20 protein-coding genes and 1 pseudogene are annotated in these 17341 nt (G+C 65.5%); 15 read left to right on the forward strand and 6 right to left on the reverse strand.

Features of this window, described 5'->3' with window-relative positions:
* Positions 1 to 253 (reverse strand): annotated as a pseudogene (locus ACE3SL_RS14660) (hypothetical protein); the annotation flags it as partial.
* Positions 254 to 316: 63 nt separating this feature from the next.
* Between ACE3SL_RS14660 and ACE3SL_RS14665 the strand changes: the two are divergent.
* The 11 genes from ACE3SL_RS14665 to ACE3SL_RS14715 all read left to right on the forward strand — a co-directional run bounded on the left by ACE3SL_RS14665 (position 317) and on the right by ACE3SL_RS14715 (position 10689).
* A complete protein-coding gene (locus ACE3SL_RS14665) occupies positions 317 to 895 on the forward strand; it encodes a NifU family protein (protein ID WP_374526464.1) in 579 nt (192 codons plus the stop codon).
* Positions 896 to 918: 23 nt separating this feature from the next.
* Positions 919 to 1512 (forward strand): malonic semialdehyde reductase, encoded by a 594-nt coding sequence (locus tag ACE3SL_RS14670; RefSeq protein WP_374526465.1) that lies wholly within the window; start codon positions 919 to 921, stop codon positions 1510 to 1512.
* A complete protein-coding gene (gene tsaB, locus ACE3SL_RS14675; RefSeq protein WP_374526466.1) occupies positions 1505 to 2131 on the forward strand; it encodes a tRNA (adenosine(37)-N6)-threonylcarbamoyltransferase complex dimerization subunit type 1 TsaB in 627 nt (208 codons plus the stop codon). Before ACE3SL_RS14670 ends, tsaB begins: the two co-directional genes overlap by 8 nt.
* Positions 2128 to 2589, forward strand: a complete 462-nt coding sequence (locus ACE3SL_RS14680) for a GNAT family N-acetyltransferase (RefSeq protein ID WP_374526467.1) — start codon at positions 2128 to 2130, stop codon at positions 2587 to 2589. Before tsaB ends, ACE3SL_RS14680 begins: the two co-directional genes overlap by 4 nt.
* A gap of 138 nt (positions 2590 to 2727) precedes the next feature.
* Entirely contained in the window at positions 2728 to 3159 is a 432-nt protein-coding gene (locus tag ACE3SL_RS14685) for a MucR family transcriptional regulator (protein WP_374526468.1), read from the forward strand.
* Positions 3160 to 3285: 126 nt separating this feature from the next.
* The gene (locus tag ACE3SL_RS14690) at positions 3286 to 3708 is read left to right on the forward strand and encodes a Fur family transcriptional regulator (RefSeq protein WP_329628882.1); all 423 of its coding nucleotides are present in this window, start codon (positions 3286 to 3288) and stop codon (positions 3706 to 3708) included.
* Positions 3680 to 4567, forward strand: coding sequence for a lysophospholipid acyltransferase family protein (locus ACE3SL_RS14695; protein WP_374526469.1), 888 nt, complete (start codon positions 3680 to 3682; stop codon positions 4565 to 4567). Before ACE3SL_RS14690 ends, ACE3SL_RS14695 begins: the two co-directional genes overlap by 29 nt.
* 142 nt (positions 4568 to 4709) lie before the next feature.
* The gene (miaB, locus tag ACE3SL_RS14700; RefSeq protein ID WP_374526470.1) at positions 4710 to 6050 is read left to right on the forward strand and encodes a tRNA (N6-isopentenyl adenosine(37)-C2)-methylthiotransferase MiaB; all 1341 of its coding nucleotides are present in this window, start codon (positions 4710 to 4712) and stop codon (positions 6048 to 6050) included.
* A complete protein-coding gene (locus ACE3SL_RS14705; RefSeq protein WP_374526471.1) occupies positions 6050 to 7054 on the forward strand; it encodes a PhoH family protein in 1005 nt (334 codons plus the stop codon). The genes miaB and ACE3SL_RS14705 overlap by 1 nt, the downstream gene beginning before the upstream one ends.
* 300 nt (positions 7055 to 7354) lie before the next feature.
* Positions 7355 to 9694, forward strand: coding sequence for a TonB-dependent hemoglobin/transferrin/lactoferrin family receptor (locus tag ACE3SL_RS14710; RefSeq protein WP_374526472.1), 2340 nt, complete (start codon positions 7355 to 7357; stop codon positions 9692 to 9694).
* Between the two features lie 20 nt (positions 9695 to 9714).
* The gene (locus tag ACE3SL_RS14715) at positions 9715 to 10689 is read left to right on the forward strand and encodes a DUF6607 family protein (protein WP_374526473.1); all 975 of its coding nucleotides are present in this window, start codon (positions 9715 to 9717) and stop codon (positions 10687 to 10689) included.
* Positions 10690 to 10793: 104 nt separating this feature from the next.
* Here ACE3SL_RS14715 and ACE3SL_RS14720 read toward each other — a convergent pair whose 3' ends face one another.
* Both ACE3SL_RS14720 and ACE3SL_RS14725 read right to left on the reverse strand, forming a co-directional pair.
* Positions 10794 to 11057, reverse strand: a complete 264-nt coding sequence (locus ACE3SL_RS14720; protein WP_257549084.1) for a DksA/TraR family C4-type zinc finger protein — start codon at positions 11055 to 11057, stop codon at positions 10794 to 10796.
* Between the two features lie 95 nt (positions 11058 to 11152).
* The gene (locus tag ACE3SL_RS14725) at positions 11153 to 11530 is read right to left on the reverse strand and encodes a DoxX family protein (protein ID WP_374526474.1); all 378 of its coding nucleotides are present in this window, start codon (positions 11528 to 11530) and stop codon (positions 11153 to 11155) included.
* Between the two features lie 206 nt (positions 11531 to 11736).
* On the opposite strand from ACE3SL_RS14725, the gene ACE3SL_RS14730 reads away from it, so the two are divergent.
* The 3 genes from ACE3SL_RS14730 (at position 11737) to ACE3SL_RS14740 (ending at position 13732) form a co-directional block, all read left to right on the forward strand.
* Positions 11737 to 12195, forward strand: a complete 459-nt coding sequence (locus ACE3SL_RS14730) for a carboxymuconolactone decarboxylase family protein (protein ID WP_374526475.1) — start codon at positions 11737 to 11739, stop codon at positions 12193 to 12195.
* A complete protein-coding gene (locus ACE3SL_RS14735) occupies positions 12195 to 13061 on the forward strand; it encodes a sigma-70 family RNA polymerase sigma factor (protein WP_374526476.1) in 867 nt (288 codons plus the stop codon). The genes ACE3SL_RS14730 and ACE3SL_RS14735 overlap by 1 nt, the downstream gene beginning before the upstream one ends.
* A gap of 140 nt (positions 13062 to 13201) precedes the next feature.
* Complete coding sequence (locus ACE3SL_RS14740) at positions 13202 to 13732, forward strand: hypothetical protein (protein WP_374526477.1); 531 nt, start codon at positions 13202 to 13204, stop codon at positions 13730 to 13732.
* Here ACE3SL_RS14740 and ACE3SL_RS14745 read toward each other — a convergent pair whose 3' ends face one another.
* The 3 genes from ACE3SL_RS14745 to ACE3SL_RS14755 form a co-directional block, all read right to left on the reverse strand.
* A complete protein-coding gene (locus tag ACE3SL_RS14745; protein ID WP_374526478.1) occupies positions 13733 to 14191 on the reverse strand; it encodes a MaoC family dehydratase in 459 nt (152 codons plus the stop codon).
* A 200-nt stretch (positions 14192 to 14391) separates the two neighbouring features.
* Positions 14392 to 15963, reverse strand: coding sequence for an alkaline phosphatase (locus tag ACE3SL_RS14750; protein WP_374526479.1), 1572 nt, complete (start codon positions 15961 to 15963; stop codon positions 14392 to 14394).
* An 82-nt stretch (positions 15964 to 16045) separates the two neighbouring features.
* On the reverse strand, positions 16046 to 16783 hold the full coding sequence (locus ACE3SL_RS14755) for a MauE/DoxX family redox-associated membrane protein (protein WP_374526480.1): 738 nt from the start codon (positions 16781 to 16783) through the stop codon (positions 16046 to 16048).
* Positions 16784 to 16823: 40 nt separating this feature from the next.
* Here ACE3SL_RS14755 and ACE3SL_RS14760 point away from each other — a divergent pair, with 40 nt between their 5' ends.
* Positions 16824 to 17225 (forward strand): MerR family transcriptional regulator, encoded by a 402-nt coding sequence (locus tag ACE3SL_RS14760; protein WP_374526481.1) that lies wholly within the window; start codon positions 16824 to 16826, stop codon positions 17223 to 17225.
* Positions 17226 to 17341: the final 116 nt, after the last annotated feature.

Raw genomic sequence — 17341 nt, forward strand, 5'->3', positions numbered from 1 at the left:
CCCAGCCGGGGAAATAGGCGCCGCGATCCTCGAACGCGAAGGCGGCCGAGAAATCGAAACCGATGAGCATGTCGGTGCCCGCCGCCGCAACGCCTCCTAGCCATTCGAGGATGTCGGCGCGAGACCAGACATGTCCCGGCCGCACCAGCGCGGGCGCCGCGCCGCCGCTCGCGACCGCAAGCGCGATGCCCTGCTGGCGCGGACCGCGCGCGCCCGACCAGTCGAGCGCGGCGAAATGGGTGAAACGGCGCATATCGCGGCTCTAGCGCAAGCCAATCGTCTTGCACAAAGCCCCATTGCATCCCACATGCACCCCATGCTGATCGAAACCGAATCGACGCCCAATCCCGCGACGCTCAAATTCCTGCCCGGCCGGGCGGTGATGGAGGCGGGAACCCGCGATTTCGCGAGCCCGGAGGAGGCCGAGGCCTCGCCGCTCGCGGCCGCGCTGTTCACGCTCGGCGACGTGACCGGGGTGTTCTTCGGCCGCGACTTCGTCTCGGTGACGATCGCGCCGGGCGCCGAATGGGCCGATGCGAAGCCCGACATCCTCGGCATCGTGATGGATCATTTCCTGGCCGACATCCCGCTGTTCCACCCCGCGAGCGCCGCCGGCATTTCGGTTCCGGGCGAGGAAGAGGGCGGATTCGCCGACGACCCGGCCGACGCCGACATCATCGAGCAGATCAAGGAGCTCATCGAGGCGCGCGTCCGTCCCGCGGTCGCCAACGACGGCGGCGACATCGTCTATCGCGGTTTCGACAAGGGCAATGTCTACCTCAAGATGCAGGGCGCCTGCTCGGGCTGCCCGTCATCGACCGCGACGCTGAAAAATGGCATCGAAGCCCTCTTGAAACATTATGTGCCCGAGGTAACGGCGGTCCACGCCGTCTGACCATTTCATTTCAGGAGATACCCATGAGCGAGCCGCTTTCCGATAGCGCCCTCGACCAGCTGTTCCGTACCGCACGCACCTATAATGGCTATCTCGACCGGCCGGTGTCGGAGGATCAGCTCCGCGCGATCTGGGATCTCGTCAAATATGGCCCGACCAGCGCGAACAGCCTGCCGGCGCGCATCGTCTGGTGCGTGTCGGACGAGGCGAAGGCGAAGCTCGCCGCGCTCGCGATGCCCGCCAATGCCGAAAAGATCCTGAAGGCGCCGGTCACCGCGATCATCGCGATGGACCATGAATTTTTCGAGCATCTGCCCGACCTCTTCCCGCACACCGATGCGCGGAGCTGGTTCGTCGGCAATGCGGCGCTGGCCGAGACGACTTCGTTCCGCAACTCGAGCCTGCAGGGCGCCTATTTCATCCTCGCGGCGCGCGCGCTCGGGCTCGATACCGGGCCGATGTCGGGCTTCGACAATGCCGCGGTCGATGCGGCCTTCTTCGCAGGCCAGCCGAAGGTGAAGAGCAATTTCATCTCGACGCTCGGCTACGGCGACCCGGCGAGCATCTTCGAGCGCAGCCCGCGCCCCGATTTCGAGCGCTTCAACCGCATTGCCTGAGCGGCGACGTCTCGTCATCGACAGCGCCAGCGAGGCCTGCTCGGTCGCGCTGGTCGAGGCGGGGCATGTCATCGATTGTCGCCATGAGGTGATCGGGCGCGGCCATGCCGAACGGCTCGTTCCGCTGATCGCCGAACTGGCGGACGGCGGACGCGCCGCGTCGATCGCGGTGGGGTGCGGCCCCGGTAGCTTCGCCGGGGTACGGATCGGCGTCGCCGCGGCGCGCGCGCTGGCGCTCGGCTGGCAGGTGCCGGTGGAGGGGTTTTCGACCCTCGCGCTCGTCGCGGCGGGCGCCGCCGATGCCGTCGCCGAAGCGGGCGGCGTGCTGATCGTCGTCGAGGGCGGCCACGGTCAATGGTTCGTCCAGCCTTTCGGCGCCGACCTCGCGCCGCGCGCCGATGTCCGCTCGCTGGTCCCCGATGAAGCGGTGCTGATCGATGGTGCGCTCGTCGTCGGCAACCGCGCCGAAGCCTTCGTCGCGCGCCGCGGCCATGGGCGGGCGATACCCGCGCTGCCTGACGCGCGCGCCTTCTTGCGTTTGCCGGCGGGCGCGATCTTCGCCGATCCGCGCCCGATCTACGGCCGCGCGCCCGACGCCAAACCGATGGCGGCGGCATGAGCGGCGGCGTTCGTCTCGCGACCGCGCGCATCGGCGATATTTCGGCGGTAATGCGCGTGATGGAGGCGGCGTTCGACCCCGCTTATGGCGAGGCGTGGAGCACCGCGCAGCTGCTGACTCTCTTCGCGCTGCCGTCGGCGCGCGTCTGCCTGGCCTGGGATGGCGAGGTGCCGTGCGGCTTTTCGGCGGCGCGGATCGCCGGGCCCGAAAGCGAGTTGCTGCTGCTCGGCGTCGATCCGGCGCGGCGCGGGCGCGGCGTCGGGCGCAAGCTGATCGACGATTGGCAGGTCTGGGCCGAAAGCGAAGGCGCCGAGGAATATTTTCTCGAAATGCGGTCCGATAATGACGCCGTTCATCTTTACCAGAGCGCCGGCTTCTTGGAATGCGGCCGTCGTCCACACTATTATCGCGGTAGCGATGGGGTGGTTCGCGACGCAATCACCATGCGGCGCCGATAGCAATTTCAACAGCTTAGGCTCGAAAATCTGTCATTGCGGAATTGCATCCAGAATGGCATGAATCGCGCGCCCGAAAATATTAAACTCCTAAAGCCGGGCTTCTCTTCTGCGATGTCGCATAAAAAAGGAAACCCGCCCATGTCGGATCAAGCCGATACCAATGAAATGCTCGTGACGCTGACCGCCGATATTGTTGCCGCGCATGTCAGCAACAACAGCGTTGCCATTTCGGACCTCGCCATATTGATCAACAACGTCCATGCGGCGCTCTCGAACCTCGGCGACAAGCCGGTGGTCGAGGAAAAGCCGGTCCCGGCGGTGTCGATCCGCGCGTCGGTGAAGCCCGACCACATCGTCTGCCTCGAGGACGGCAAGAAGCTCAAGATGCTGCGCCGCCACCTGATGACCCACTATGGCATGACCCCCGACGACTATCGCGCGAAATGGGGCCTTCCCGCCGACTATCCGATGGTCGCGCCCAACTATGCCGAAAAGCGCCGCGCGCTCGCGAAGGAAATCGGCCTCGGCACCAAGGGCCGCGGCGGCGGGCGCAAGCGCCGCAAGGCCTGAGATTTCGGCCGACCCGAACTGGCGAAGGGCGGTGCCGTGAGGTGCCGCCCTTGTTCTATCAGCGGGCCGTGCCTATACAGTTCGCAACAAGAAAGATCCGACTGCATATCCGCAGGAAAGGCCCGCATGTCCGGTACCATCGACCTCGAAGCTCTCTGCCACGAAAAGGGGCTGCGCATCACCGAGCAGCGCCGCATCATCGCGCGCGTGATCTCCGATTCCGAAGACCATCCCGATGTCGAGACGCTCTATGAACGCGCGTCGAAGGTCGATAGCGGTATTTCGATCGCGACCGTCTATCGCACCGTTCGCCTGTTCGAAGAGGCGGGGATTCTCGACCGCCACGATTTCGGCGACGGCCGTTCGCGCTACGAAGCCGCGCCCGAAGCGCACCATGACCATCTGATTGACGTCGAAACGGGCAAGGTCATCGAATTCGTCGATCCCGAGCTGGAGGCGTTGCAAAAGGTCATCGCCGAACGGCTTGGCTTCCGCCTCGTCGATCATCGCATGGAGCTTTATGGCGTCCGCCTCGATCGGAAAGACTGACGCTGCCGCCCAGCGCGCCGCGATCGCCGCGGGGCATCCGCTGCCGATTTCGCTGAGGGGGAAGGCGCGCATCGCGTGGCGCGTGATGCTGCTGCTCCTTTCGCTTCTCGTGCTGGTGCCGCTTCACTATCTCTACCGGATCGTCAGCTACGGTTCGCCTTTTCCGAAGCTGTTCCTCTTCCTCGCCGCACGCATCGTCGGTGCGCGCGTGACGCGCCACGGCACGCCGCTCCGCCGCGACGTCTTCTTCATCTCCAACCATATAAGCTGGGTCGATATCTTGTCGCTCGCCGGCGCGAGCGGCACCGCCTTCGTCGCCAAGGCCGAGCTGGGCAGGGTGCCGGTGATCGGCTGGCTCTGCCGCCTCAATCGCACCGTCTTCGTCAGCCGCGAGGATCGCGGCGGGGTCGCCGACCAGATCAATCTGCTGCGCGAGGCGCTCGCCGACAATTGGTCGGTGACGGTGTTTCCCGAGGGCACGACGACCGACGGTCAGTCGCTGCTGCCGTTCAAGACCTCGATGATGCAGGTGCTCGATCCGCCGCCGCCCGCGGTGCTCGTCCAGCCGGTGATGCTCGATTACGGGCCGATCGCCGAGTGGATCGGCTGGATCGGCGACGAGGCAGGGATCGACAATGCCAGGCGCATTCTCGCGCGTCCGGGCACCTTCCGTCTCCACATCCATTTCCTCGAACCCTTCCATCCGCGCGACTTCCCCGGCCGCAAGGCGATCACCGCCGAAGCGCGCCGCCGGATCGAGGAAGCGCTGGTCGCGGCGCTCGGCAAGCCGCTGCGGCCCTTTCCGCACTATGTCGCCCCGGTCCGCTATCAGCCGGCCACGCTGGAAGGGGACGGATGACGGGGCATCTGCTCTTCCACTTTGCAGCATCGTGCGTCCCCGCCTTCGCGGGGGAGCAAGCATATATGACTGCGGCTTATCGTAAAGAAATCCGCGCCCGAATCCCCTTCATTTCCGCCCCTCATTCCTCTATCGGGGCCGCATGACCGCAACCCCTCCCGCCAAGACCTTCCACGTCAAATCCTTCGGCTGCCAGATGAACGTCTATGACGGCGAGCGCATGGCCGAGATGCTCGGCGCCGAGGGCTATGTCCCCGCCGCAGACGGCGCCGACGCCGACCTCGTCGTCCTCAACACCTGCCACATCCGCGAAAAGGCGGCGGAAAAAGTCTATTCGGACATCGGCCGCCTGAAGCGCGACGATGGCAGCACCCCGACGATCGCGGTCGCGGGCTGCGTCGCGCAGGCCGAAGGCGCCGAAATCGCGCGCCGCGCGCCGTCGGTCGATGTCGTCGTCGGCCCGCAGGCCTATCACCGCCTGCCCGACCTGATCGCGCGTGCGGAGAAGGGCGAGAAGGCGATCGACCTCGACATGCCGCTCGACAGCAAGTTCGGCGCGCTGCCGAAGCGCGGCGGAAACCAGCGCCCGACGGCCTTCCTCACCGTGCAGGAAGGCTGCGACAAATTCTGCACCTACTGCGTCGTCCCCTATACGCGCGGCGCTGAGATCAGCCGGCCTTTTGCGGACCTGATCGCCGAGGCGCGCGCTCTGGTGGCAGGCGGCGTGCGCGAGATCACGCTGCTGGGGCAGAACGTCAATGCATGGGACGGCGAAGACGGCAAGGGCCGGGCGATCGGCCTCGACGGGCTGATCCGCGAACTCGCGAAAGTGGATGGCCTCGAACGCATCCGCTACACGACGAGCCATCCGAACGACATGACCGACGGGTTGATCGCCGCGCATGGCGAGGTCTACAAGCTGATGCCCTTCCTCCATCTGCCGGTGCAGGCGGGCAGCGACCGCATCCTCGCCGCGATGAATCGCAGCCATTCGGTCGACAGCTACCTCCGCGTCATCGAGCGCGTCCGCGAAGCGCGGCCCGACATCGCGATCTCGGGCGACTTCATCGTCGGCTTCCCCGGCGAGAGCGAAGAGGATTTTCAGGCGACGCTCGCTATCGTCCGCGCCACCAATTATGCGATGGCCTACAGCTTCAAATATTCGCGCCGCCCCGGCACCCCCGCCGCGACGATGGACGGCCAGATCGACGAAGCGGTGATGAACGACCGGCTCCAGCGATTGCAGACTTTGCTCAATGAACAGCAGCAGGCGTTCAACGAGGCGACCGTCGGCCGCACCACGCGGCTGCTCCTCGAACGAGGGGGCAAGCTGGACGGCCAGCTCATCGGCAAGTCGCCCTGGCTCCAGTCGGTTCACGTCACCGCGCCGGGCCTTGCGATCGGCGATATGGTCGATGTCGAAATCATCTCGGCAGGTCCGAACAGTCTGGGCGCGATCTTGCGCCAATTGCAGGAGGCTTGATGTCCAAACGCCCGCTCGCCGCAACCCCCGCCGAACCCGGCGACCGCGTCCGGCTGACCGCGGAATTCGAGCGAACGCAGCTTTTGGGCATTCTTTTCGGCGAGTTCGACCGCAACCTCGTCGCGATCGAGAACCGCCTCGGCGTCTATATCTCGGCGCGTGGCAACCGCGTCCAGATCGAGGGCGAAGCGGAAGCCGCCGCCCGCGCGCGCGACGTGCTGACCGAGCTCTACAACCGCATCGAACAGGGGCAGGAGGTCGACGCGGGGCTTGTCGATGGCGTGATCGCGATGTCGGCGCAGCCGACGCTCGCGGGCATCATCCGCCACGACGCCAATGAAGCGCCGCCGGTGATGATCCGCACGCGCAAGAAGACGATCGTCCCGCGCGCCCCGTCGCAGGTCCCCTATATGCAGGCGCTCGCGCGCGACGACGTGATCTTCGCGCTCGGCCCCGCGGGGACGGGCAAGACCTATCTCGCGGTCGCACAGGCCGTCGCTCAGCTCATCACCGGCAGCGTCCAGCGCCTGATCCTCTCGCGCCCCGCGGTCGAGGCGGGCGAGAAGCTTGGCTTCCTCCCCGGTGACATGAAGGAAAAGGTCGATCCCTATCTGCGCCCGCTCTACGATGCGCTCCACGACTGCCTGCCCGCCGAGCAGGTCGAGCGCCGCATCGCATCGGGCGAGATCGAGATCGCGCCGCTCGCCTTCATGCGCGGGCGCACACTCGCCGACGCCTTCATCATTCTCGACGAGGCGCAGAACACCACGATCCCGCAGATGAAGATGTTCCTGACCCGCTTCGGCATGAACAGCCGCATGGTGATCTGCGGCGATCCCAAGCAGGTCGATCTGCCGATGCCCGCAACGTCGGGTCTCGCCGACGCGGTCGCGCGGCTCGAGGGGCTGGAAGGCATCAACGTCAGCCGCTTCACCAGCGCCGACGTCGTGCGCCATCCAATCGTCGGCCGCATCGTCGAGGCTTATGAGGGGCCGGGCTCCTAGCGCAAGAACAGCGTCTGCTTTGGGGTGGGTAGCGGACGCTGCCCTTTCTTTACTTCGTCATCCCCGCGAAAGCGGGGACCCAGAGCGTCCGTCCGCTTACCCATCCCTGGGTTCCCGCTTTCGCGGGAATGACGAAGGGAGAGAGTGCGGCAACTCCCGGTCGCCACCTGTCTTTCATGATTTCGAGCTTGTTTCCGCTATTTTACGAGAACGATTCGCAATAGCATATTGACCCTCCCTGTTCGCGCTCCTAGAGCGCAGCTATTGCGAATCAATCGCAATCAAACAGGGGGAAATAAATTGATTAGCCGCCATTCGCCGTCCGTCACCCGCCTTGCCGCCGGTAGCGCGCTCGGGCTTGCCCTTGCCGCCGTCGCCCAGCCGGCCCTCGCGCAGGACAACGACGGCGAATATTGGCTCGCGCGCAAGAATCAGATTGTCGTCACCGCGACGCGCATCGCGACCAGAGCGGAGGATGTGCCCGCCACGGTCACGGTCAAGAGCGACGAGCAGATCGCCGACGAAATGGTCACCGACATCCGCGACCTCGTCCGCTTCGAACCCGGCGTCAGCGTCCAGCGCCAGCCCGCGCGCTTCAATGCGGCGCTCAGCGCGACGGGGCGCGCGGGCAACGACGGTTTCAACATTCGCGGCATCGGCGGCAACCGCGTGCTGATCCAGGTCGATGGCGTCCGCGTTCCCGACGGCTTCAGCTTCGGCGCGCAGGCGGCGGGGCGCGGCGACTATGTCGATCTCGGCCTCATCAAGTCGATCGAGATCCTTCGCGGCCCCTCGTCGGCGCTCTATGGCAGCGATGGACTTGCGGGCGCGGTCAGCTTCATTACCGCCGACCCGGCCGACTTTCTCGAGACCGGCAAGACTATCGGCGGCCTCGTCCGCGCCGCCTACAGCAGCGCCGACAACGAGTTCAGCGAGACCGCGATCCTCGCCGGGCGCAGCGGCGACTGGTCGGTCATGGCGGCCTACACGCGCCGTGACTATAATGAACTCGACAACAAGGGCACCAATCCCGGGGTGGTCCTGATACCCACCACGGGAACGCTGACGTCGGGCCTCGTTCCCGGCACCGGGCCGCAGCGCACGCTGCCCAACCCGCAGGACGGCCACTCGAACGCCGCGCTAGCGCGGATCGTCTATGATCCCGCGAACGGCCACAAGCTGCGCCTGACCGGCGAATATCTCGGCACGCATCTTTATACCAACGGCCTCACCGGCGTGACCGCGACGCGCAACGTGGCGGGCACTGTCACCTCGAGCGTCGATCGCCTCGAGGGCAGGGACAGCGGCGAACGCAAGCGCGTGTCGCTCGATTGGAGCTGGGAAGGCGAGGGCACGATCGATTTCGCCCGCGTCGCGCTCTACTGGCAGGACGGCGAGGATGTGCAGTTCACCGACGAGGATCGCACCCCCGCCGCCGACCGCGAGCGGCTTAACACCTTCGAGAATCGCGTCTTCGGCGCCGCCGCCGACGCGCGCGCGGATTTCGCGACGGGCGCGATCGGCCATCGCCTCGTCTTCGGCGGCGATATCAGCAAGACGCGCCAACGGGGCCTGCGCGACGGCACTATTCCCCCGATGGGCGAGACATTTCCGACCCGCGCCTTTCCCACCACCGATTTCACGCGCGCCGGCCTGTTCGTCGGCGACGAAATCTCCATCGCCGATGGCCGCCTGCTGCTCTATCCCGCGCTGCGTTTCGACTGGTATGACCTGTCGCCGCGCAGGGACGTGCTGCTGCCGCAGTTTACCGGCGCCGGGCAGAAGGACTCGCACCTGTCGCCGAAATTCGGCGCGGTGTGGAAGGTCACCGACGAGGTGCGCCTGTTCGCGAACTATGCGACCGGCTTCAAGGCGCCCGAGCCCGGCGAAGTGAACCAGTTCTTCGAAAATCTGGCTTTCGGCTACACGTCGAAGCCGAACCCCGATCTCGGCCCCGAACGCAGTCGGAGCTTCGAGGGCGGGCTGCGCTTCAACAGCGATCATGTCAGCCTCGACCTCACCGCCTTCTCGGCGCGCTACAAGGATTTCATCAGCCAGGAGGTGGTGAGCGGCAGCTTCACGCCCGCCGACCCGGCGGTCTATCAATTCATCAATCTCGATCGTGTCCGCGTCAAAGGCGCGGAAGCACGGTTCGAGGGGCGGGCGTCCTCCGGCCTCTATGCGACGCTCGCCCTATCCTATGCCAAGGGCGATGTGATCGACCCCGACGGGGCGCGGTCGCCGCTGTCGACGGTCGATCCGCTGAAGCTCGTCGCCGGGGTCGGTTACCGCGAGCCCGCCGGGCGTTTCGGCGGCCAGATCATCATGACCCACAGCGGCCGCAAGGAAGCCTCGCGCGCCGCCGGGGTCTGCTCGTCGACATGCTTCCGCCCCGATGCCTTCACCATCCTCGACGCGACTGCCTTCGTGCGGATTACCGGCGGGCTGACCCTGCGTGGCGGCATCTTCAACATCCTCGACAAGAAATACAGCTGGTGGAGCGACGTGCGCGGCCTGGCGCTCGTGCCGCTCAGCCCGCCCGATCCGGCGCTGCCGGGGCTGCTCGTCCCGCCCGCGGTCACCGACGCCTACACCCAGCCCGGCCGCAACGCGAGCGTGTCGCTCAGCTACCGCTTCTGAACCCCGAAAGGACTGCCCCGATGAAAAAGCCGTATCGCACGTTCGCCGCCGCGCTGCTCCTGCTGGGCACCGCCATGCCCGCCGCCGCGCATCCGCCGATCGCGGCGAGCGAGGCCGCCGCCAATTTCGAACAGGACCGCGCCGACATTCTCGCGATGGCGGGCAATTACCGTGTCAGCTTCAACATGCAGGAATCGACGCGCTGGGACCCGACCTATGAGGTCCTCGAACCCAAGCGCTCGGGCGGCAACGAGGTCGTGCGCGTGATCGAGGACACGGGGCGCAGGATCGTCCTTCAGCACATGCTCGTCATCACCGGCGACGACGACAAGAGCCACGTCATCAAGCATTGGCGGCAGGACTGGGACTATGAACCCGCGAAGGTGCTCGTCTATTCGGACCGCAACCAGTGGACATGGGAAGACGTCCCCGAAAAGATGCGCACCGGCCGCTGGTCGCAGACGGTGTATCAGGTCGATGACAGTCCGCGCTACGGCGGCTGGGGCCAGTTCGAGACGCAGGGGGGCGTCCGCCGCTGGCGCTCCAACTGGACGTGGCGCCCGCTCGCGCGCCGCGACGCGGTGCGCAAGCCCGTTTATGACCGTTACCTCTCGATCAACCGCCACCAGCCTTCGCCCGATGGCTGGGTCCACTGGCAGGACAATACCAAGATGGGGATCAAGGACGGCAAGCTGGTGCCGATCGTCCAGGAATATGTCCTCAACACCTATATCAAATATGACCAGTATGACGTGAAGGCGGCCGACGATTATTGGGCCGCCACGAAGGAGTATTGGGCGGCCGTCCGCGCCGAATGGGACCGCGCCGCCGCCACCAAGGGCGGCATCGCGATCGACGAGGAGGCCGAAACCGGCACCGTGATCAGCGGCCGCCTGCTGAGCATGGCCGACGAGGTGCAGGAAAAGAAGCTGACCACCGCCAAGGCGATCGCCGAAGCGAAGAAGCTGATCGAGGCGAACACCAAAAAGCTCTGACCCCAAAAATTCTGGCCCAAAAATTCTGGCCCAAAATTCTGGCCGACGTGGCCACCATGTGCAACCCGCGACTGGGGCGGTCCCGCAAGGGGCCGCCCCTTCTTTCAGCGCAGCTGGCTGTCCTTGCTGCCCCGGCGGTTGAACAGCTCATGTTTTCTCGCCGTGTCGCGGCCCGACTGGCACGGGACGCAGGTCTGCACGCCGGGCAGCGCCAGCCTGCGGCGTTCGGGAATTTCCTCGCCGCATTCACGGCAATAGCGGGCGCTCTCGCCGGCGGGCATCGCCCGCCGCGCGTTCAGCACCGCATCGGTCACGGTGTCGTCGATCTGCTCCTGAACCGCGCCATCGCGCGTCCAACCGCCAGCCACTCCGGCCTCCTGTTCAAAAATCCTGTCTCGTTCCAGATAGGAAGCCGTAAGGGATTTTCAAACCGCCGGGCAAAGGCGGGCGGGCGAGGCGCTGTTTATTTCCGCGCGCCATCGACGCTCCAGATTCCCGCACCGCGCGTCGCGATGAACAGGAAGATGAAGCAATAGAGCGCGATGGCTTCGCCGCCGTTGACGATCGGGAAGAAGCTCTTGCTCCCATGGACCATCCAGTAACCGACCGCCGACATGCCGCTGGCGATGAAGGCCGCGGGACGCGTGAACAGGCCGATCACGATCAGGCCGCCCGCGACCAGCTCGATCACCCCCGCCGCCTGCAGCATCGGGTTTAGCGGCATCGGAAAATCGACCGGGAAATTGAAGAATTTCTGCACGCCGTGCGCCAGGAACAACAGCCCCGCCACGATCCGCAGCAGCGCATAGGCCTGTTCGCCAAATCCATCGAGAAACTTCACCACCATTCCCCTCTTGTCGAAGACGAGGCGATGCTAGTGCAGCTTTCGGGCTCGTCAAAGCGCATTATCCGAAACGATGCGTTTCTGGTGCCTTGGCATCGCATGACCCGAAAAATGGGACGGCAATCGGAATTTTTCGCATCGCATGTCACATCCGCCGCCGCTGTCTCGTCATGCTTGTACGACCCAAGCCAAGGAGACACGACATGACCAAGGTAACCGACCCCTTCGCCGCCTCGCCGCAGCTGATGAAACAATGGATGGCGGTCAGCCTCGCGGCCGAAAAGAGCCTCGAAAAGAGCCTGATCGAGCTGGTGAAGATCCGTTCGTCGATCCTCAACGGCTGCGCGAACTGCATCAACATGCACACCGCCGACGCACGCGCGGCGGGCGAAACCGAACAGCGCATCTATCTGCTCGCCGCCTGGCAGGACGCCCCCGTCTATACGCCCCGCGAACGCGCCGCGCTCGGCTGGACCGATGCCTTGACCCGCCTTTCGCAAGGGTACACACAAAGGCAAGCGCGCGAAGCGCTCGACGAACATTTTACCGCGGAGGAGCAGATGAACCTGACCGTGATGATCAACGTCATCAACGGCTGGAACCGCATCGCGGTCGGCTTCGACCTCTGGTACGAGGGCGGCGTGCCGGCAAAGGCCGCCTGATGGCCGCGGAAGGCCTCTTGCACGGCCAGGACGCGGCGGCGAGTTTCGACCCGCTGCGTCCGTTCCTCACCCGCGTCGCCTATCGCATGCTCGGCTCGGTCGCCGATGCCGAGGATGTGGTGCAGGATGCCTTCCTCCGCTGGCTCGGCACCGATCGTGCGGCGGTGCGCGAGCCCGCGGCCTTCCTCCGCCGCACCGTAACGCGGCTCTCCCTCGATCAATTGAAGTCGGCGCGCGCGCAGCGCGAGACCTATATCGGCCCCTGGCTTCCCGACCCGCTGGTCGAGGAGGAGGAAGCGGACGACGTCACTTTGCCGCTGATGCTCGCGCTCGAACGGCTCTCTCCCCTCGAACGCGCGGCCTTCCTGCTTCACGACGTCTTCGGCGTCGGGTTCGAGGAGGTCGCAAAGACGATCGACCGCGACCCCGCCGCGACGCGCCAGCTCGCGGCGCGCGCCCGCACCCACGTCCGCGACGCGCGCCCGCGCTACAAGATGGAAAAAGAGAGGGGCCTCGAAATCGCGAACGCCTTCTTCGCCGCCTCGCGCAGCGGCGACATGGGCGCGCTCGGCGCGATGCTCGCCGCGGACGTCGGCCTGTGGTCCGATGGCGGCGGCAAGCGCCCCGCCGCGATGGTGCCGGTGCTCGGCTTCTCCACGGTGATGACCCTGCACCGCAGCCTCGCGGTACTCTTCGCCAAACATGGATCGACCCTCGTCCACACGGGCACGATCAACGGCCTGCCGGGCTTCGTCACCCGCGAGGCCGACGGCGAACTTCAGACGACGGCGCTCGAGATCGAGGACGGCAAGATCACCGGCATCTATGTGATGCGCAACCCCGACAAGCTGAAGCATATGCATTGAGGAGGCTGCTTCCCCATTCCGAACCTCCCGGTCATCAACTATGGCTAATCTCCGTGGCTCTCATATGGGTTGACCATATGGCTTGACTTGGGCGCGGCTGGCGTTGGACGATGCTCAGAAATGGTTCGGGAGGAAATGGGATGAAGCGTCAATTTTCGGCGTTGCTGGCCGCGTTCGCGATCGTTGTTCCGGCGATGGGCGCGCAACCCTCGAAGCCGGCCCAGGCCTGTCCTGCGAACCCGGTGCTTCCGTCCGAGCTTGCCGACTGGGCGCGTACGGTGCCGGGCGATACTTTCTACGCCTATGGGGAGCCGCGCGAGGCCGATTTTCCGACGCTGGGCCCGGCGCGGACCGAGCTGCCGCTGCACAGGTTCGAGAGTCTGCGCTACTGGATCGCGCCCGAGCGCAAGCCCGACCCGTTCAAATATGGCGGCCTGGTGCCGATCGAGGTCAAGAAGCCGGCGCGGCTGGTCGTCGCGCTCGATGCCGGGGCGTGGATCGACCTTGTCCGCGACGCGAAATTCGTGACGTCGGTAACGCACGGCCATGGCCCCGCCTGCTCGGGCATCCGCAAGATGGTCGAGTTCGACGTGACGCCGGGGCGCTATGTGCTGCAGATTTCGAGCGCCCCGGCGGCGTCGATCCGCGCCATGGCGGTGCTCCGCGACTGATCAGTCGGTCCCGGCCCCGTCGCGGACGCGGATGAGGCTGGTCGAGCGCATCGTCATCACCGGCTCGTCATGCTGGTTGAAGACGGTGAGCTCGGACTTGAACAATCCCATTTCGGGGCGGCTCTGCGAGCGGCGCTTTTCGAGCACCTCGCTTTCGCAGCGGAGCGTGTCGCCGGGATAAACGGGCTTCAGCCAGCGCAGATCCTCGATCCCCGGCGAGCCGAGCCCGGCCTGCTCATGCTCCTTCATATTGTCGACCATCATCCGCATCGCCATCGATCCGGTATGCCAGCCGCTTGCCGAAAGGCGGCCGAAATGGGTCTGCGCCGCCGCGTCGTCGTCGAGGTGAAAGGGTTGCGGGTCATATTTGGAGGCGAAGTCGATCACCTCCTCGCGCACGACCGCCTTGCTGCCGAAACGCCGGACCGCGCCGACTTCGATATCTTCATAATAGAGCATGGGCCACCTATGACGCGACGCGGGCAAGGAAGGCAAGCGGGTGATTGTGCCGGTGCTGGCAATGTCCGCTTCGACGACAGCGACACCAGCGCGTACAACATCATCGCCGAAATCGCCGGCACCGGCCCCAAGGCGGGCTATCGGAGAAAGAACGGCGCTTCGACCGGCTCAGCACGAACGGCTTTGGGTGTGTCCCTGGTCTAGGCCGACATTTTGATCCCGGCGACGCCATTCTCGACGACGCCCGTCGCGCGCTTCGACAGCGTGCCCAAGGGCACCGTCACCTTGTCGACGACCATGAAGTGCGTCTGCCATGCCTCGCGGCCGACCTCGCACACCATGTAACCGCGCAGGTCGTTCGCGAACTTCAGTTCCGGGTTGAGTTTCAGGAAGGCGTCGGTGCCCTTGCGCAGGTCGCTGCCGTCGCCGCCGCTGGTGATCGAGGTGCCGACGAATTCGGCGCCGACGACCTTGTCCTTCAGCACCAGATCGCCGCAGAAATTCTGATGCTCGTCGCCGGTGAGGACGACCGCGTTCTTGAGGCCCGCGAGGCGCGACAATATGCGCTCGCGCGGGGCTTCGTAACCCGCCCAGCTGTCGAGATTGACGATTTTCTTCGGCTCGTCCTCCTTGCGGCGGCGGTCGAGCGACATCATCGTCACCTGCTGCGCGATGCCGTTCCAGGTCGCGCCGCCCTTCGCCAGATTTTTCGCAAGCCAATCCTCCTGTGCCTTGCCGAGCACCTGCGCTTCCTTCGCGAACACGTCGGGACAGACCGGCTTGAAACCGTCGCCGCACGGCTGGTTGTCGCGATATTGGCGCGTGTCGAGGATCTGCATCGACATCAGGTCGCCATAGCGCAGCTCGCGGTTCGCTGCGATGAATCCGCCCCTCGGCAGCAGCGCCTTGCGGACGGGCATATGCTCGTACCACGCCTGAAAGGCCGCCTGCCGGCGCAGCATGAAGACCTCGGGCGGCGGGGCCTCGGGATCGTTGACGTCGAGGTCCATCTTCCAGTCGTCATAGACCGAAACCCAGTCGTTGCGGATCTCATGGTCGTCGAAACTCGAAATGAAGGCGTGTACCGAGCGCGCCGCCTGCATGTCGATGTCGAGCAGGGTCTGTGTGTAGGCGGTGCGGAAATCGCCGAGGTCCTGCAATCCGCGCAGCGCATATTTGCGGACCGGACGCACCGGCAATCCGTCGGGAAAGAGATAGTCCTGCTGATATTCGTAGATGAAGTCGCCATAATGATAGACGAAGGCGAGCTCCTCGCGCGCGAGGTGGCGATAGGCGCCGTAGAAGCCCGACTCATAATGCTGGCAGCCGCAGACGCCGAATTTCAGCGCGTCGGCAGGCGTGCCGGGCAGGGGCAGGGTGCGCGCGCGGCCGCGGAGACTCCGCTCGCCGCCGGTCGTGAAGCGGTAATAATAGGGACGGTCGGGCTTCAGTCCCGCGACCTCGACATGGACGCTGTGGCCGAGTTCGGGCCGCGCGAGTTCGGTGCCTTTCGCGGCGATGGTTCGAAAGCCGCTATCCTCGGCAACCTCCCAGTCGACGGGGACGCCCACCAGCGGCATCCCGCCGTGCGGCGCCATCGGGTCGGGCGCGAGGCGCGTCCAGATGACGAAACCGTCGCTCGCCGGATCGCCCGCCGCGACGCCGAGGCTGAAGGGAAAATCGCGGAAGAACCCCGCCTCGGCGCGCAGGATCGCGGGCGCGGACAGGCCCGCGAGCGTCGCGGTGGCAAGGAAATGGCGGCGGTTCAGCATGGCTGGGCTCCGTGGGGAGGAAGGGGACGAATCACTGCCCCTCGATAGCCCAGCCATGCGTGACATCAATGACCGATGCCGGTCAGAACCACATCCGCGCCATCCACAGCGCCATCGCGACCATCATGATGTTCTCGGTGAGCGAGACGAAGCCCAGCGGCACCTTGCTGCTGCCGCCGACGCACGCGCATTTGATATCGCGCTTGTCGATATAGACCGCCTTGAACACCGACACCGCGCCGATCCCGCCGATGAACAGCGCGACCGGGATCGACAGCCAGGGCAGGGCGTGCGCGGTCATCAGCACCCCGGCGAGCCCTTCGGCGAAAGGATAGATGCTCGCATAAGGCACCCAGCGCCGCGCGAGCAGGTCGTAATTCAGGAACATCGTCGCGAACCTGTCGACGTCCTGCAATTTCAGCAGCGCGAGGACGATCATGCTGAACGAGATGAACCATTCGGCGGCGCGCAAAGTGAAGGGGGTTCCATCGACGGCAAAGCTTGCCGCGAGCGCCATCAGCGCGGTCATCGCGAACAGCGCGATCACCGGCGTGTAGCTTGTCGCGTCGGGATCGGCGACCTTCAGCCCGAAATGGCGGCGCAGATCGTCGTAGCCGCCGATGCGCACCCCGTCGATGAAGGTCTGCGGTGTCGTCCTGACGCCATGCTCAGCCTTGAACGCGTCGGTTTCCGCGCGCGTCGTCAGCCAGCGGTCATCGACCGCGAAGCCGCGGCTTTCGAGCAGATGTTTTGCCTTGAGGCCATAGGGGCAGATGTGCCCGGGCATGACCATGCGATGAAGGATTGCCTGTTTCGTCATGCACCCCATATAGGGTCCGTACCATGGTACGGAGTCAAGCATGTCCTTCACGATCGGCAAATTGGCCGCCGCGGGCGGGGTCGGGGTCGAAACGATCCGCTATTACCAGCGCCGCGGCCTGATGGGTACGCCGGTGCGGAGCGGCGGCGACGGCTGGGGCGGGGGTGTCCGGCGCTACGATGATGACGACGTGCGGCGATTGAAGTTTATCCGCGCGGCGCAGGTATCGGGTTTCACGCTCGACGAAATATCTGAACTGCTCGCGCTGGAAGCGAGCGAAGACCGCGTCCGGGTGCGCACGCTGGCGCGCCAGCGGATCGAGGCTCTCGACGAAAAGATCGCGCAGATGACCGAAACCCGTGCCGCGCTCGCGCGCCTCGCCGATCAATGCGCCGCGAGCGACAAGGGGCCGTGTCCGATTTTGGCGTCGTTCGAGGCGTGATTTTTGATAATGTCAGGTTTCGACCGGAAGGGGACAAGCCAAAGCTATACTCCCGTTCGTGTCGAGCGAAGTCGAGACACGCGAAGGCTGGCGCTTCCCAAGCGTGTCTCGACTTC

Origin of the sequence: Sphingopyxis sp., assembly GCF_041916015.1 — a bacterium.
GTDB lineage: Bacteria > Pseudomonadota > Alphaproteobacteria > Sphingomonadales > Sphingomonadaceae > Sphingopyxis.

What these genes read in the sequence shown, in the direction of transcription:
- ACE3SL_RS14665 (WP_374526464.1), top strand. Translation starts at nt 317, where the DNA reads ATGCTGATCGAAACCGAATCGACGCCCAATCCCGCGACGCTCAAATTC.
- ACE3SL_RS14670 (WP_374526465.1), top strand. Translation starts at nt 919, where the DNA reads ATGAGCGAGCCGCTTTCCGATAGCGCCCTCGACCAGCTGTTCCGTACC.
- ACE3SL_RS14680 (WP_374526467.1), top strand. Translation starts at nt 2,128, where the DNA reads ATGAGCGGCGGCGTTCGTCTCGCGACCGCGCGCATCGGCGATATTTCG.
- ACE3SL_RS14685 (WP_374526468.1), top strand. Translation starts at nt 2,728, where the DNA reads ATGTCGGATCAAGCCGATACCAATGAAATGCTCGTGACGCTGACCGCC.
- ACE3SL_RS14690 (WP_329628882.1), top strand. Translation starts at nt 3,286, where the DNA reads ATGTCCGGTACCATCGACCTCGAAGCTCTCTGCCACGAAAAGGGGCTG.
- ACE3SL_RS14695 (WP_374526469.1), top strand. Translation starts at nt 3,680, where the DNA reads ATGGCGTCCGCCTCGATCGGAAAGACTGACGCTGCCGCCCAGCGCGCC.
- miaB (WP_374526470.1), top strand. Translation starts at nt 4,710, where the DNA reads ATGACCGCAACCCCTCCCGCCAAGACCTTCCACGTCAAATCCTTCGGC.
- ACE3SL_RS14705 (WP_374526471.1), top strand. Translation starts at nt 6,050, where the DNA reads ATGTCCAAACGCCCGCTCGCCGCAACCCCCGCCGAACCCGGCGACCGC.
- ACE3SL_RS14715 (WP_374526473.1), top strand. Translation starts at nt 9,715, where the DNA reads ATGAAAAAGCCGTATCGCACGTTCGCCGCCGCGCTGCTCCTGCTGGGC.
- ACE3SL_RS14730 (WP_374526475.1), top strand. Translation starts at nt 11,737, where the DNA reads ATGACCAAGGTAACCGACCCCTTCGCCGCCTCGCCGCAGCTGATGAAA.
- ACE3SL_RS14735 (WP_374526476.1), top strand. Translation starts at nt 12,195, where the DNA reads ATGGCCGCGGAAGGCCTCTTGCACGGCCAGGACGCGGCGGCGAGTTTC.
- ACE3SL_RS14740 (WP_374526477.1), top strand. Translation starts at nt 13,202, where the DNA reads ATGAAGCGTCAATTTTCGGCGTTGCTGGCCGCGTTCGCGATCGTTGTT.
- ACE3SL_RS14745 (WP_374526478.1), bottom strand. Translation starts at nt 14,191, where the DNA reads ATGCTCTATTATGAAGATATCGAAGTCGGCGCGGTCCGGCGTTTCGGC.
- ACE3SL_RS14750 (WP_374526479.1), bottom strand. Translation starts at nt 15,963, where the DNA reads ATGCTGAACCGCCGCCATTTCCTTGCCACCGCGACGCTCGCGGGCCTG.
- ACE3SL_RS14755 (WP_374526480.1), bottom strand. Translation starts at nt 16,783, where the DNA reads ATGACGAAACAGGCAATCCTTCATCGCATGGTCATGCCCGGGCACATC.
- ACE3SL_RS14760 (WP_374526481.1), top strand. Translation starts at nt 16,824, where the DNA reads ATGTCCTTCACGATCGGCAAATTGGCCGCCGCGGGCGGGGTCGGGGTC.